This window comes from Virgibacillus salexigens, from assembly GCF_014905415.1.
GTDB lineage: Bacteria > Bacillota > Bacilli > Bacillales > Amphibacillaceae > Virgibacillus > Virgibacillus salexigens.
Window position 1 is genome coordinate 15,194 of record NZ_BNEO01000005.1, and the last position, 13,201, is coordinate 28,394.

General features: G+C 36.3%; 17 protein-coding genes and 1 pseudogene. 12 read left to right on the top strand and 6 right to left on the bottom strand.

Going from position 1 to position 13,201, the window contains the following annotated elements:
• The first annotated feature begins 82 nt into the window (after positions 1–82).
• The 4 genes from JKP73_RS17260 (at position 83) to uppS (ending at position 2,267) form a co-directional block, all read left to right on the top strand.
• Positions 83–415, top strand: coding sequence for a PadR family transcriptional regulator (locus tag JKP73_RS17260; protein WP_038245836.1), 333 nt, complete (start codon positions 83–85; stop codon positions 413–415).
• Positions 416–769: 354 nt separating this feature from the next.
• The gene (locus JKP73_RS17265; RefSeq protein ID WP_200411584.1) at positions 770–952 is read left to right on the top strand and encodes a hypothetical protein; all 183 of its coding nucleotides are present in this window, start codon (positions 770–772) and stop codon (positions 950–952) included.
• A 269-nt stretch (positions 953–1,221) separates the two neighbouring features.
• Positions 1,222–1,509: a hypothetical protein gene (locus tag JKP73_RS17270; RefSeq protein ID WP_200411585.1), complete on the top strand. Its 288-nt coding sequence runs from the start codon at positions 1,222–1,224 to the stop codon at positions 1,507–1,509.
• Between the two features lie 44 nt (positions 1,510–1,553).
• The gene (gene uppS / locus JKP73_RS17275; RefSeq protein ID WP_200411586.1) at positions 1,554–2,267 is read left to right on the top strand and encodes an undecaprenyl pyrophosphate synthase; all 714 of its coding nucleotides are present in this window, start codon (positions 1,554–1,556) and stop codon (positions 2,265–2,267) included.
• 80 nt (positions 2,268–2,347) lie between these two features.
• On the opposite strand, the gene JKP73_RS17280 is transcribed toward uppS, so the two are convergent.
• Positions 2,348–2,938: a hypothetical protein gene (locus JKP73_RS17280; RefSeq protein WP_188943800.1), complete on the bottom strand. Its 591-nt coding sequence runs from the start codon at positions 2,936–2,938 to the stop codon at positions 2,348–2,350.
• Positions 2,939–3,217: 279 nt separating this feature from the next.
• Between JKP73_RS17280 and JKP73_RS17285 the strand changes: the two genes are divergently transcribed.
• The 4 genes from JKP73_RS17285 to JKP73_RS17300 all read left to right on the top strand — a co-directional run bounded on the left by JKP73_RS17285 (position 3,218) and on the right by JKP73_RS17300 (position 5,789).
• Positions 3,218–3,541: an ArsR/SmtB family transcription factor gene (locus tag JKP73_RS17285; RefSeq protein WP_021288846.1), complete on the top strand. Its 324-nt coding sequence runs from the start codon at positions 3,218–3,220 to the stop codon at positions 3,539–3,541.
• 1 nt (position 3,542) lies between these two features.
• Positions 3,543–3,809, top strand: coding sequence for a hypothetical protein (locus JKP73_RS17290; RefSeq protein WP_200411587.1), 267 nt, complete (start codon positions 3,543–3,545; stop codon positions 3,807–3,809).
• Between the two features lie 163 nt (positions 3,810–3,972).
• Positions 3,973–4,530, top strand: coding sequence for a cysteine hydrolase family protein (locus JKP73_RS17295; RefSeq protein WP_031334912.1), 558 nt, complete (start codon positions 3,973–3,975; stop codon positions 4,528–4,530).
• Between the two features lie 359 nt (positions 4,531–4,889).
• Positions 4,890–5,789, top strand: a complete 900-nt coding sequence (locus JKP73_RS17300) for a macrolide 2'-phosphotransferase (RefSeq protein WP_021288843.1) — start codon at positions 4,890–4,892, stop codon at positions 5,787–5,789.
• A 248-nt stretch (positions 5,790–6,037) separates the two neighbouring features.
• Here the strand turns inward: JKP73_RS17300 and JKP73_RS17305 are convergent, their stop codons facing one another.
• From JKP73_RS17305 to JKP73_RS17315, 3 genes are all read right to left on the bottom strand, one after another.
• Positions 6,038–7,171 (bottom strand): conserved virulence factor C family protein, encoded by a 1,134-nt coding sequence (locus tag JKP73_RS17305; RefSeq protein WP_021288842.1) that lies wholly within the window; start codon positions 7,169–7,171, stop codon positions 6,038–6,040.
• Between the two features lie 242 nt (positions 7,172–7,413).
• Positions 7,414–7,782 (bottom strand): DUF4180 domain-containing protein, encoded by a 369-nt coding sequence (locus tag JKP73_RS17310; protein WP_021288841.1) that lies wholly within the window; start codon positions 7,780–7,782, stop codon positions 7,414–7,416.
• A 139-nt stretch (positions 7,783–7,921) separates the two neighbouring features.
• Positions 7,922–8,371, bottom strand: coding sequence for a YaiI/YqxD family protein (locus JKP73_RS17315; protein ID WP_021288840.1), 450 nt, complete (start codon positions 8,369–8,371; stop codon positions 7,922–7,924).
• Positions 8,372–8,521: 150 nt separating this feature from the next.
• Between JKP73_RS17315 and JKP73_RS17320 the strand changes: the two genes are divergently transcribed.
• From JKP73_RS17320 to JKP73_RS17330, 3 genes are all read left to right on the top strand, one after another.
• On the top strand, positions 8,522–8,887 hold the full coding sequence (locus JKP73_RS17320) for a PadR family transcriptional regulator (protein WP_021288839.1): 366 nt from the start codon (positions 8,522–8,524) through the stop codon (positions 8,885–8,887).
• On the top strand, positions 8,874–9,887 hold the full coding sequence (locus JKP73_RS17325; protein ID WP_200411588.1) for an HAAS signaling domain-containing protein: 1,014 nt from the start codon (positions 8,874–8,876) through the stop codon (positions 9,885–9,887). The genes JKP73_RS17320 and JKP73_RS17325 overlap by 14 nt, the downstream gene beginning before the upstream one ends.
• Positions 9,888–10,643: 756 nt before the next feature.
• Positions 10,644–11,156 (top strand): GNAT family N-acetyltransferase, encoded by a 513-nt coding sequence (locus tag JKP73_RS17330; protein ID WP_021288837.1) that lies wholly within the window; start codon positions 10,644–10,646, stop codon positions 11,154–11,156.
• A 257-nt stretch (positions 11,157–11,413) separates the two neighbouring features.
• On the opposite strand, the pseudogene JKP73_RS17335 reads toward JKP73_RS17330, so the two are convergent.
• Positions 11,414–11,873, bottom strand: a pseudogene (locus JKP73_RS17335) (GNAT family N-acetyltransferase).
• A gap of 8 nt (positions 11,874–11,881) precedes the next feature.
• Positions 11,882–12,499 carry a TetR/AcrR family transcriptional regulator gene (locus JKP73_RS17340; protein WP_021288835.1) on the bottom strand — a complete coding sequence of 206 codons (618 nt, stop codon included), beginning with the start codon at positions 12,497–12,499 and terminating at the stop codon, positions 11,882–11,884.
• Positions 12,500–12,780: 281 nt separating this feature from the next.
• Between JKP73_RS17340 and JKP73_RS17345 the strand changes: the two genes are divergently transcribed.
• Positions 12,781–13,200, top strand: coding sequence for a YwqH-like family protein (locus tag JKP73_RS17345; RefSeq protein ID WP_021288834.1), 420 nt, complete (start codon positions 12,781–12,783; stop codon positions 13,198–13,200).
• The last annotated feature ends 1 nt before the right edge of the window (position 13,201 follow it).

Consider the following 13,201-nt stretch of genomic DNA (forward strand, 5'->3'; position numbering starts at 1 on the left):
TGTCTACCTGGTCATTCGCCCTTTACGTTTTGAATTTATTGTTTAAAGTATACATACCTAATAATTCTAGTTAGGTGAACGTATGTTTAACAGAGCATTAGTCAAAGGCAGTATATCGTTGCTGGTCCTTCAATTATTAAATGAACGGGATATGTATGGATATGAACTTGTAAAGGAAATGGATCAACGTAGTGATCATCATTTTCAAATGAAGGAAGGGACCCTGTATCCAGCCATACATAAGCTAGAGAAGCAAGCATATATATCGTTTTATTGGCAAGAACAAGAAAAAAGTCGAGCCCGAAAATATATTTGTATAACAGAACTTAAAAAGAATATGCTCGAGGAAAAAACAAGTGAGTGGCATTGCTATGTTCAAGTTATGAATAGCCTAACTAGGAGAGATCAATCGTGACGAAAGCAAGGGATCGATTTCTTTACGAGCTGGATCAGGCTTCCCCAATCTATTACTTATGTATGTGACAATTTTTAAGCTTATCCCGTATGAATGTTTTCAATCATTATTAAGGTTTCCGTTTATTATTGCTTGTATTGGTTTCACGTGGGGAAGAAGAACATCTGTCTAGCGCAGGCATAGCTTTATAATCGAGATAATTTGTCGCTACATACATAGAATTTCTATGTGTATAGCAACACTTAATAAGAAGGATATGTTTATGGATGGTCAAGTTCTTATGCACTTTCATGTCGTATCTATTAAAACGCCAATTTAATAGAGTTGGTTTGATTTTCCGTTTATTTATTTCTAATGGAAAAAGTTCAGGAAGTTATCGAGTATCGTTTTCAGCTTTGTAAATATTATTTTACAAAGCTAGTTAAACCCTATGAAGGCGAGAAGGGAGATAGATATTTTCATTCCAGCTTGATTGGATTAAGTATCGGTGCACCACTGCTTGCTGTTATTATTGGGGTTGTTAATGTCTGCAGATAACGTATTCCAGAAGATGATTTAGCGAAATGGGGCGCTTCGAATTATTAATATAACAATTACTTCTTAATGGGTCTTTGTAATTCGTTTTATCAAATATACGAATATCGACAATCAATAAATTACCGTCTCTATGTTTTTTATTAAGCGACCTATGGATACATTAGATCTTACTTTGGTGCATAGCTTCATGTCTTTCCTTATGGTAATATTTGGTTATACTCGGATTCGGGTATGGATAAAACGATAATTTTTTCCTTCACTTCTATTTATTGCAGGGTTATTATTCTACTACGGGCGTAAATGCAATAAATATAGAGAAGGTTGTGTTAGATAAAAATCTAAAGCATTATGAACATACACAGAAGATAAATGTATCGTATTTAGATCTGCTTTCTTATAGCGGATGGAATGGCATGATTTATTTATATGAAAAGGCTCAAGAACTTTCTGAAATAAAGGAACGGCTTAAAAAGCGGATTAGTGAAATGAGAATAATGGAAAACCAAGAATCGTGGCAATCCTTTAATTTCACCAAAAGGAAAGTAACAAATAAATGAAAATCAGCGCCGACTTTCGAATAAAGGATATGGGGGTTCCGACGATGGATTATTATACTCCAAAGCATGTTGCGATCATGATGGATGGAAATGGTAGGTGGGGAAAGCAGCGAGGATTAACTCGTAGTGAAGGGCACTACGCAGGAGCCCAAGCAATGGAGCATATCATTGATGCAAGTATTGAATTAAATATTCAAGTGTTAACTCTTTATGCATTTTCATCTGAAAATTGGTCGCGTCCAAAAGATGAGGTCAATTATTTAATGCAATTGCCGGTTAAATTTTTTAAACAAAAGCTACCAGAGTTTCAAAAACGGAATGTGATAATTCGGCTATCAGGTAATATAGAAAATTTGCCAAAGAAAACAAAAAAATCACTACTCCAGGCAGTTGAACAAACCAAGCACAATACAGGTATTATTGTTAATTTTGCTTTCAATTATGGTGGCAGAGCTGATATTCTACAGGCAACTAGACAAATAATTTGCGAGGCAGCGGATAAACAAATAGATATTAATCAGGTGAATGAAGAACTCTTTCAGCGTTATTTGTATACAAGTGAATTGCCTGATCCAGAGTTAGTAATTCGAACAGGAGGTGAGAAGCGGGTTAGTAACTTTCTATTATGGCAATCTTCCATGGCAGAATTGTATTTCTCTGATAAATATTTCCCTGACTTCGGCAAACTGGAATTAGAAGCAGCGATAAGTGAGTATCGGCGTAAGCAGGGTACAAAACAAAATGAAATGTTAAGTTAAAACAGCTTGTTGTTCAGGCTGTTTTTTTAAGAGGTATCATAATCATACGACAAACTTAAAGGTGATAGACCCTTTTTTCATTAAAAAAGGATTATGTCTTCTCGTCCTTCCCCAAAATCCTGATCGACTTGGCTTTTTAGTCTCTCCTTTTGATAGGCTTTTAATTTTCCTTTGTACACAAGCTCAAATACTTCATTCGAAAGCAAGTCATGAGGCGTAATTAGAGCCGGCGGCTTGTGATATTCAATAACATTACTCTTTTTAAGTACAGTGGCAACAAATTGAGAACAAAAGAATGCGTTTCTGCGTTTGATAGGGATTTGGAGGAGAATCCCAAATAGACCTAACAGATTATAACGATAATTATCTTGTTCTTGCTGTATCTCTTGTACATAGGCATTCATTTTATTCCATTGTTCGTTTGTGATGGTAAAGGAATAAATCGCTCCACTAGCTTGCTTAAAAAGGCCTGTTTGAATATCTTCTTTAATAAAGCCACCAATAAACGGGTTTCTTCGTTTTTTTCTCCCAAAACTATAGACCTTTTCCAGTTCTTCATCAAAAGCTATGGAAGCGTGGTTGTATGGCTTTCTGGTGTAACACTTAATTAGCTTAGTAAACCAAGTCCCCGTATCCGTAAGTAGTATATATATCTGTTTATCATTCATCATCGTATTTCCCCTTATTTATCGTTTTGGATCTCCCTGATATTGAACTACTTTGAATAACACTTATTACATATTCCTGAAACTATCATAGGTTGTAAAAGAAGGCTTGATAAGCAGCTTGCGAAATAATAGAGGGTAGGTCTAAGGATGTATTTTTGGTATGTTGACAAACACCAACATGTGTAATATATTTATTACACATGATACTTAAATATTAAGTTTGAGAGGAAGTGGGGATATCCTTCATGACTGAAAAAATGAGAGACCGCGTGTTAGTGAAGTATGAGTAAACAAGATGGAGATACACTACTTGTCCTTTTTGAAGCGTTAGCCAACCCACATCGATTAAAGATCATTTCCATTCTTTTTGTCGAAAGGCAGTATGTTAGTCAACTAGCTAGAGAAGCAGAAATGAGTAGACCGTTACTATATATGCATTTACAAAAACTAGAGAAAGCAGGGCTTGTAAAGAGTGAAATGGAACTATCTACGGACGGTAAAGCCATGAAATATTATGAGCTTGTTGCTTTTGATTTTACGATCACCCCAGCTTTAATCAAAGATGCGGCGGAAACCATAACAATAAAAAAGAAAGAAGGGAAATAGAATGGATTCTGAAACAATGTTTGGATTAGCGGGAATGCTTTTCGTTGTGCTAATTATTGGGCTCGCAGTTGTATTGCTTGTATCGCTTACAAAAGTATGGCAGACAAAAATTCAAACTTCTAAGGAAGAGGTGTATCAAAACCTTGCTGCTGAAGTAATTGAAGTTCAGAAAGCTTCTAATGCGCATCAGGAAAAAATATCTACTGATATGGAGGAAGTAAAAGCAAAGGTTGTATCAATGGAAAAAATGTTAAAAGAAGTGGAATAGGTGGTAGGGTCTTCATAGATCCTATCTTTTTTAAATTTTCTAACAAATAACACCGTATTATGATATCCTATTTATAAAAGGAGGCGGTCATTATGAATATAAAAACGTTACGCATTTTCTGTAAAGGTATTGATCTATACTAATGGTTTAAGGAGTGATTGTTCTGAATCAAGCATTGTTAATTATTGATGCTCAACAGGAGTTAATTGATGGGAATGAGACAGAAAATGGTGTTTACGATAAAGTAATGCTAATTAATCGAATTAACCTTGCGATTGAGAAGGCGCAGGAGGCAAATGCCCCCATTATTTGTGTAAGAGATGTGGACGTAAGCGAAGGCGAGGGTGCTGGTTTTCAAATACATGAGGAAATACAAATCCCATCAGGAGTAATGACCTTTGATAAACAAGCAACGAATTCATTTCACGGTACGGATCTAAAAAACTACCTATTCAAAAATGAAATAGACCACCTCGTTATCATGGGATGTCAAACGGAGCATTGTATCGACACGGCAGTACGAACAGCAACGATAAGTGGATTTGATGTTACATTAGTAGAAAATGGTCATTCGACAGTTGATAGCGAAGACTTTTCAGCAGAGCAAATTATCAAACATCATAACCGGGTTTTGCACGGACATTACAATGTCGAACATTTTTCAATTGTAAGGAAAGTGGAGGAAAATTTATTCCATCCCACACATGATACTTATCGATAAGTAATTGGCACCCTTGTAATTTATAATCTATATGCTATTCTAATGGTAATTATAAAGAATGGAGGTTTCCTAATGATTTTAATCAGACTACGTTTCCATTTGAACTACTAACTGAATACGTTCAGGGTAGCACTGCATGTACTGTAGTGTTAATGGGGATAGTCTGCCTTTTAGGAAATGATAGTCGTTGATGATTAAGAGGGAGGGGTTGCCTCCTTCTTTTTTTATGCATAGAATGCTTCAGGTAACCAAGATTAGGTAATAAAACTTGATCCATGTACATACAGTACACAGGCAGTGGTCTGTGTTTTTTCTTTGTGATTAAACGGAAGGAATATTATTTAAAAGGAGTGTACATGATGACATTATCGAATAAACAAGTTATTGAATTGGCAAATCAACATAACATGCAATTAGTGGAATCGTCACTAAAAGGAAACGAATCTGGGTTAGATTTTCAAGTTGTCTTTACAGAAGAGCCTTCTGGTGATCAATGGGTTCTCCGAATTCCAAGAAGGGAAGATGTTATTCCAAGGGCAAACAAGGAAAAGCGAATTTTGGATGTTGTTGGTAGACACCTATCAGTGCAGACACCCAATTGGTCTGTTTTCACGGATGAATTAATTGCATATAAACGACTAACAGGTATTCCTACAGGCACGATCGATCCCCAAGCAAAACGTTATGATTGGGAAATCGACGACAAAAACGTGCCTGATCAATTTCATGAAACACTGGGAAAGGCAATGATGGAATTGCATCAAATTAATCATCATGAAGCTGAGGAAGCTGGAATGACAATGAATACTCCTGTAGAACTGCAGCCATCAATGAAAAAACGTATGGATAAGGTAAAGCAAGAATTTAAGATTGGTGAGCCTTTATGGGGACGTTGGCAAAGATGGTTAGCAAATGATTCATTTTGGCCAAAACACACAGCGGTAATTCATGGCGATTTACACCCAGGTCATATATTAATTAATAAACAAGCTGAAGTGACAGGGTTAATCGACTGGACAGAAGGTAGAGTGGATGACCCTGCTAATGACTTTGTGGCCCATCTTGCAGCATTTGGTGAGGAAGCATTGAAACAATTAATAGCTGCATATCAAGAAGCGGGTGGATATGTATGGCCAAATATGTTTGCACATATCGTAGAGCTTTCTGCTGCTTATCCTGTAGCAATAGCAGAATTTGCTATGATATCTGGCATGGGTGAATATAAGGAAATGGCACAAGAAGCGTTATTAGCTAACTAATTATATGAAGGAAAACTAAGATAAGCCTTGATCCTTTGCGATTGGACAATATATAAAAGAGCACTGCAAGGGATCTCAAGCTATGCATCAATTAAATAGTTAACCCAAAAGCAGAACAATAAAATAGGAATAAAAAAACGCTGATACGAAGCGCAGTCAACATACGTCTGTATACAAAAATCCGAACGAATTCGAGAGGAATCGTTCGGATTACTATGAGAATAAGATACTTTTTGTCCACTTTCCTGCTATTTTTGCTTTGCGGCTTGTGTCATTTGGTTCCAGATAGACCCTTTTGCCTCTTCACCATCTTCAATCCTTGCTAAGGCCATTTTCACTTGCATTCTGACTTCAAATTCAGGGTCTTCCATCGCATCTTTAAGAGCAGGAACCGCTGATTCATCACCTAATTCATATAAAAACATTGCCGCGCGCCAACGAACAAGTCTACTCTTATCCGATAGCGAATGGATGACTTCAGGCATCGCCTCTTTAAATCCGAGGTCAGATAAACAGTCGCCTGCCGTCCGTCTCACATTTACCCCTTTATCCTTTAGTGCTTTGTACAGATAAGGCAGTACCTTTTTGTCTTCAATCATCCCAAGATAGGCAGTGGCTAATCTGCGAATAGAGGACTTATCATCTTCAAGTGCTTTATTTAATACAGGTAAATCTTCTATTGTTGGATCCAATCGATCCAACGCCGCATAGCGTTCTTTCCAATTTGGATGATCAAGCATTTCAACTGTTACTTTTTGATGGAGGGATGATACAAATGAAGCATCATTCGTTAAAGCGTAGTTAACGAGATCGGTTAGTCTTTGTTCATTATAACTAGCTGCTATTTCTTCAACTACTTCACAGCCGATCTCTTCTATATCACCATAACGAGGCTTCTGTTCAATCCATTTACGTTCTTCGAGCATATTATCCGATGATTTAGTTGCTTCCATGGCAGCATTCATAAATCGCTCTGGTAAGCCAAAACGTTTTTCTGTATCACCCTCTAATAGTTTCACTTGCATAGGGATATAGCGAAAGGTTTGAATATATACATTTACTTCCCCATATGCTTCTTCCATACTTGCGTTATTTGCAGGGATATCTTTATTGTCTTCTTCTGCGGAGCCCAGAACTTGTCGCACTTCTGGAAGAATTTCTTCCCAGGAAACTCTTGGATTTCTTTCAAGCGCTATAAAATCGATTACACGGTAGATTCCTTTTACTCCTCTAATCTGAAACAAATCTTGTATATATGGCGGAGCATCCTGTTTATCATCATCTAACTTGAAATTTTGTGTTTGCCCATCTGCTAGTTGTTCATCCACGTTAATTTTCATCGAATATGGGCTAGGGGTTGGTTCAATGGAAACGATCTTCACGATTCATTCCTCCTTTGTAATCAGGGTCGTTATATGAAAACTACTGTTAATAACTATTAAAAGTTTAACAAAAGTGAAAGCGATAATCTATGCCAGTTCCCCATCATCTATTGGTGAATGATCGATATAAACCATCTAAAAAGCGCTGTGTCATTATAATATCATTTGGAATACCATTTCTAAGAGAGTAACGTCATTAGGAAAAAGAAGGTAAAAATGGCCCCGGTTTTTCTTGACTATGGTTAGATGGCATTAGATAATTTATCAATTGCTTCTTGCTCTGATGAAACAAAAAATACATTGTTTCCTTTGTTACACTCATAAATAAAATCTTTGAGTGATTTACTGGTATGAGACGAAAAATCCCCAATAATTGCAAACTTTATATGATAGGTAGCAACCTTTTGGAGGATCGCCCCTGCAAGTCTTGTACGAAGCTTAAAAAAATCTTCAGAAATCGCTTCTTTGTTTAATGCTATTCGACTACCACCTGTCTCACTGCTAATCGTCATAATTACATCTAATGCACGTTGCTCATCTGTTAACAGGATTGAATCTGCATTAGCTATTACGATGATATGTCCGTTAGCCTCTGTCTTTTTAATATTCATCTTCCACCCTCTATTCGAATTGCAGGATAAATTTTCGCTTACCTTTAGAAAAAGGCTGCTTCAGCAGCCCTTCACTGGTTTAATGCTAATCACATTTAGTCTCGGTGGTACACACTTTCATTCTGCAACTTTAATTTGATCAACCGTTCCTTTGTTCTAGTAAACTGGAAAATCGTTGTTCAAACAGCTTGCGATCTTCTTCAGAAAAAGGCTTCGGGCCTTTGGTTCGTTTGCCGCTTTTTCTTGCCATCGCGCTTAAATACCGGGTCTGTAATAGTCGGTCAATATTTTCATTTGTATAAATGAAGCCTTTGTGGTGAACAACATCACAATTTTTCGCAAGGCCCAATGATGCAAGTCCATAATCTTGTGTCACAATAATGTCTCCTGATTTAGCTAATTTCATAATTCGATAGTCAGCTGCCTCAGCACCTGCGTCGACATAGATGGTATTTACTCCATCTGGATCTTCCTTATTAGAAAAATGGGAAAAACTTTGAACAAAAGTTACGGGGGTATTCCAACTCTTTGCCAATTCAATGATGGATGGTTTCACAGGACAAGCATCTGCATCGACATATATATGCATGAAAAAACCTCACATTCGTACATTAACGTTGGAGTGAGCATAATCCGAATCGGTCAAAAAGTCAAGTTATAAAATATTTTGTGTAATTTAATATTGTACACTTTACAATAGTGTGCGACATACACTATACTGTGTTTAGGAGTTGATTAAATGAGTGAAGCCAAAGAACATTTAGATAAACTAACGCAGGAACTACGTAGAGGTACGATCACCATTGGCGTTTTAAGTCAATTATCCAAACCTCAATATGGATATTCTTTAGTAACTAAATTAAACGAGGAGGGAATTCATGTTGAGCCTGGAACGTTATATCCATTGCTTCGCAGACTTGAAAAGCAAGGTTTATTAGAAAGTACCTGGGATACCAATGAAGCAAGACCTAGGAAATACTACATGTTAAGCAAGATGGGAGCGGAAGTGTTCGAACTGTTATGGAAGGAGTGGCAAAAGATGGTGGATAGCTTAAACCATTTAATTGATTTAGATAAAGGAGGAGATAAGAATGGAGATGATTGATCGGTATATATATGCCGTGACACAACGCTTATCGCAATCACAACGAGAAGACATTTCACAGGAGCTTAGAGGGTTAATTACGGATATGTTGGAAGAACGGATGGAGGGATTGCAAGCGTCAGAAAACGATGTAGAGCAAGTATTAAGCGAATTGGGGGATCCTAAGAAACTTGCACAGCAATACCAAGGAACAAAAAAGTATATTATCGGACCTGAACTTTATGATCCATTTATAATGGTTATGAAAGTAGTACTGATATCGATTGTGGCTGCAATGAGTATCATTTTTGCTATTCAAATCATAATTAATCCTGTTAATATCTTAGACTATTTTATTGATTATATTGTATCTTTTGTAACTACGATCCCGATGGCCATTGGCTGGGTAACATTTGGATTTGTGTTTTTGGAGTATTTTCAAAATGTAGATGGAAAAGACCTGAATTTAGAAAAGGATTGGTCCCCTTCAGATTTGCCGCAACTTCCTGATCCGAAAAGACAGATTAAACGACATGAGCCGCTAACATCGATTGTATTCTTTATTATTTTAATGGCAATGGCGGTCTTTTCTAGTAACTACTTTGGTATTTGGGCTTTTAACAATGGTGAATTGTCAACGGTCGTCCCATTTTTAAACGAAGCTACGTACAATGGCTATATGTTGTTAATTCTCCTTATTCTCAGTCTAGGTGTTATAAAAGAAATTGCTAAACTAGTTAACGGGAAATGGACGAACCGACTGTTTCTCTTTACGATGTTCATTGATGTAATAACTGTCATAGTAGTAATGGTAATGGTATCTGGACCAGATTTCTGGAATCCACTATTTATGCAAGAACTTGTGCAAGCTGACATGCTTACCGAAGGAAGCGATAACTATCAAACGATCGAGAATATTTGGGAAAGTACCACACTTTTGACATTGCTCTTACTAATTGGAGGGCTAGTTTGGAATATCATTGCTAGTTGGGTAAAAGTTAGAAAAGGAAAAGAATCTTAACAAATTATAGAACCGCCGAAATAATCGGCGGTTTGTTTTTATTCATTCGTCTAAACCATCGATTCTTATAGCTTCCAAGGTATGATTGTGCGGTTTTAGGAACTAATAGACCGGGATTTCCCTAAATAGATATATTCCATTGTAACCTCCCTTTTTGTTTTGTGTCATACTATTGTGAATATCAGTCAAACGGTAGTAAAGATTCATGATCTAAGAAGTTATTTTCTTTTTTATAAATTTTGATTATAATTATCATCAATTATCTTTTTGTATAGGGGAGGGGAAATACGATTAGTTGAACCCGGTGTTGAATGGGAAAATGAGCATCGAGCTTATGAAAAAGAGTGGGGCACTACTCGGATGATTCCTTCAAGCTTTGATTTATCAGGATATAATAACTATGACGTTATGTAAAGGAATTGGATCTAAAGCAAGAGGGAGCGGAGACAGGATGCTCAGTTCCAATTATTTATGAATTAATGACATGGATGAAACTGTAGCTATGGTGGATATTCGCCACCAATTAAATGAATTCCTTTTAAATTTTGGTGGCTATATTGGCTATAGCGTCAGGCCGTCTGAATGAAGAAAAGGGTATGCTACCATCCTTCTTCATGAAGCATTACACAAGTGCAAAGATGAAAGATATACCGTGTATTCGTGACTTGTGACATGGATAACATTGGTTCTGCAAAAACGATTATAAAAAATGGCGGATTAGAAGGTACTAACGAACGAGGAGGTTCTGGATAAACAATGTCTAACAGCATAGAACAAATCATAATGAAACCGATGGTATATCGAGATTGGCCAGAGGTTAGGGATATATATATGGAAGGAATTGCTACTGGCAATGCTACGTTTGATACACAAGCTCCAACATGGGAAGAGTGGAATGAGAAATATTTAAATGTCTGCAGATTAGTTGCATCGGAACAGGGGAAAGTCATTGGATGGGCTGCATTACTGCCGATTTCGAGTAAAAAAGCGTATGCAGGTGCTGCGGAGTTAAGTATATATTTAAGCGCTGCAAGTCGAGGCAAGGGAATAGGCAGAAAGCTCATGGAATATGTTATTTCAGAGAGTGAAGCAAATGGATTCTGGACACTACAATCTGGAATTTTCCCTGAAAATGAAGGGAGTATTCGACTACATGAAAAACTAGGATTTTATCAAGTAGGTGTTCGTAAGCGAATCGGAAAATTAAATGGCGTATGGAGAGATGTTGTTTTATTGGAAAGGCGTAGTGACTCGGTTGGAGTTGATTAAGGAAAAAGCTTGAATTAGGATCCAAGCTTCAGGCTGTCGAGCTCGGGAACAATAAATTTCGATCAGTACATGAAGTTGAAGGTAGAGTAGAAGATGTTGATGATTTCTATAAAAAAGGGAAAGAACGATGGAATTATCAAAAGGGAAGTATTGCATTTCAGGGACCGGATTCAGTCTGTGTTTCCAATAATTGATAACGTAAACTAGAACAACCTGTATTCGTAGGAAGAATCAGGTTGTTCTTTGGTTCCGTGCGACTATCCTAAAAATTCACTTTGTAGAATACCCTTATGTAATAAATCATGCCAATTTCCATTTCTAAATAAGTATTGTCTTGTTGTTCCTTCATGTTTAAAGCCTAGTTTTTCATATAAGTGAACAGCCCTATGATTGAATGAAAATACTCGAAGGGATATGCGATGGAGGTTCATTTCAAGAAAAGCATATGTCAATCATATTCTCATTGCTTCGTAACCATAACCTTTACCCCAGTATTCCTTTTCACCGATGTCGATAATAATCTCCGTGATTCTATTTTTATGATCGATTTGAGTTAGTGACACAATGCCTATCGGCAAATCTGTTTCTTTCGGCGTAAATATCTAATCGGGCATTGGTTGCCTCCATTACTTCCAAATTATTACGCCAATTGTGGTATTGTTCAACATCTGAAAGGGTTATTTTTCTAAATCTACGTTTTGCTGATTCAAATAGCATGGAATAGATCACTCCTTTGTGTTTACTGGACATAGCATGTGTTTTAAAGAAAACAGTAACCCGTCTATTTGTTCCTCCGTATTTGTCACTGCACTACCGTGTTGAAAAGTGTTTAACATTAAACCATCGATACAGGAAATAATAAACTGTGCAATCGCATCTTTGGATACTATTGGGTTAAATTCACCGTTTGCTTCACCCAATTGTATGGTTTCTTTAATTACTTCAATCATCAGTTCATATCGTTTCTTTAGATAAGAAGCATTTTCTTTATCCATCTTGTATTTCGTCGAAAGAAAAAATTCGGAGCGAGCTAGAATAAGAGAGTCACGATTAAATTGAATGCTTTTTTTCTGATCTTTTATCCAAGTTGTAAGCTGATTCCATACCGATTTATTATAATCAAGTGTAGGAAGGATTTGCTGATCCTCTTGATAGAGCACGTCCATGAAAATATGGTCTAAATGATTAAAATAACTATAAAGTCCCCCTCTTGAAATCTTGGCCTCTGTTAGAATATCCTCCATCGTTGCATGGGTATATCCCTTATTAATAAATACCTTTTTTGCCGCTGCTAAAATTGCTTGTCTCTTCTCTAACTTGTAAGAGTGACTAACTTTAGGCATGAATATGTTCACCTCAATAAAAACGACAATATTGTCGTTTTTATTGAATTTTACGTAACATAAGCATTAAAGTCAATAAGATATATTACAATTTATTTAAATATTAAATACATTTTGTTATTTTTGATTCATAATACCTAAGTATTTTATCTCTTATGAAAAGGATTTACTATAAATATAGGCTGAAGTCCTCTTAAAACAGGGGAATATATGCTATATAATAGTATTGTTGTATGGTAATCACATTTTTGTGTAATGTTGTAGTAGTCTGAGGTGAAAAAATGGAGTCCTTACATTCGATAAATGGACAAATTAGTCGTATGCAAAATTCTCTCTATGACCTGAATTTACAACTGGAAAATAGACGAAGAGAACTGGAGAGATTGGCACTTGCCTTGTCTAATTTATATGATTATAAAGATGATTTTAAACAAAATAGAAAATTATGTGTTACTCCTGAGCTTTCTCCGAATACATGGCATGGTCAGTATGCATCTCGGTTTCAACAATTTAAAGATAATGAGGTTTTAGCGAACTACATATCTTTATATGATTATCAATTAGTTCAAACGATTGATCAACTAAATGAAAAGATTCGGGAAATCAAGCAATCAATTATTGATATCAGAATGGATCTGTCTAATCAGCGTAACGAACTAGATCATTTATATGATAAGCAAAGAAGGGAGTTAATGAGTTAAC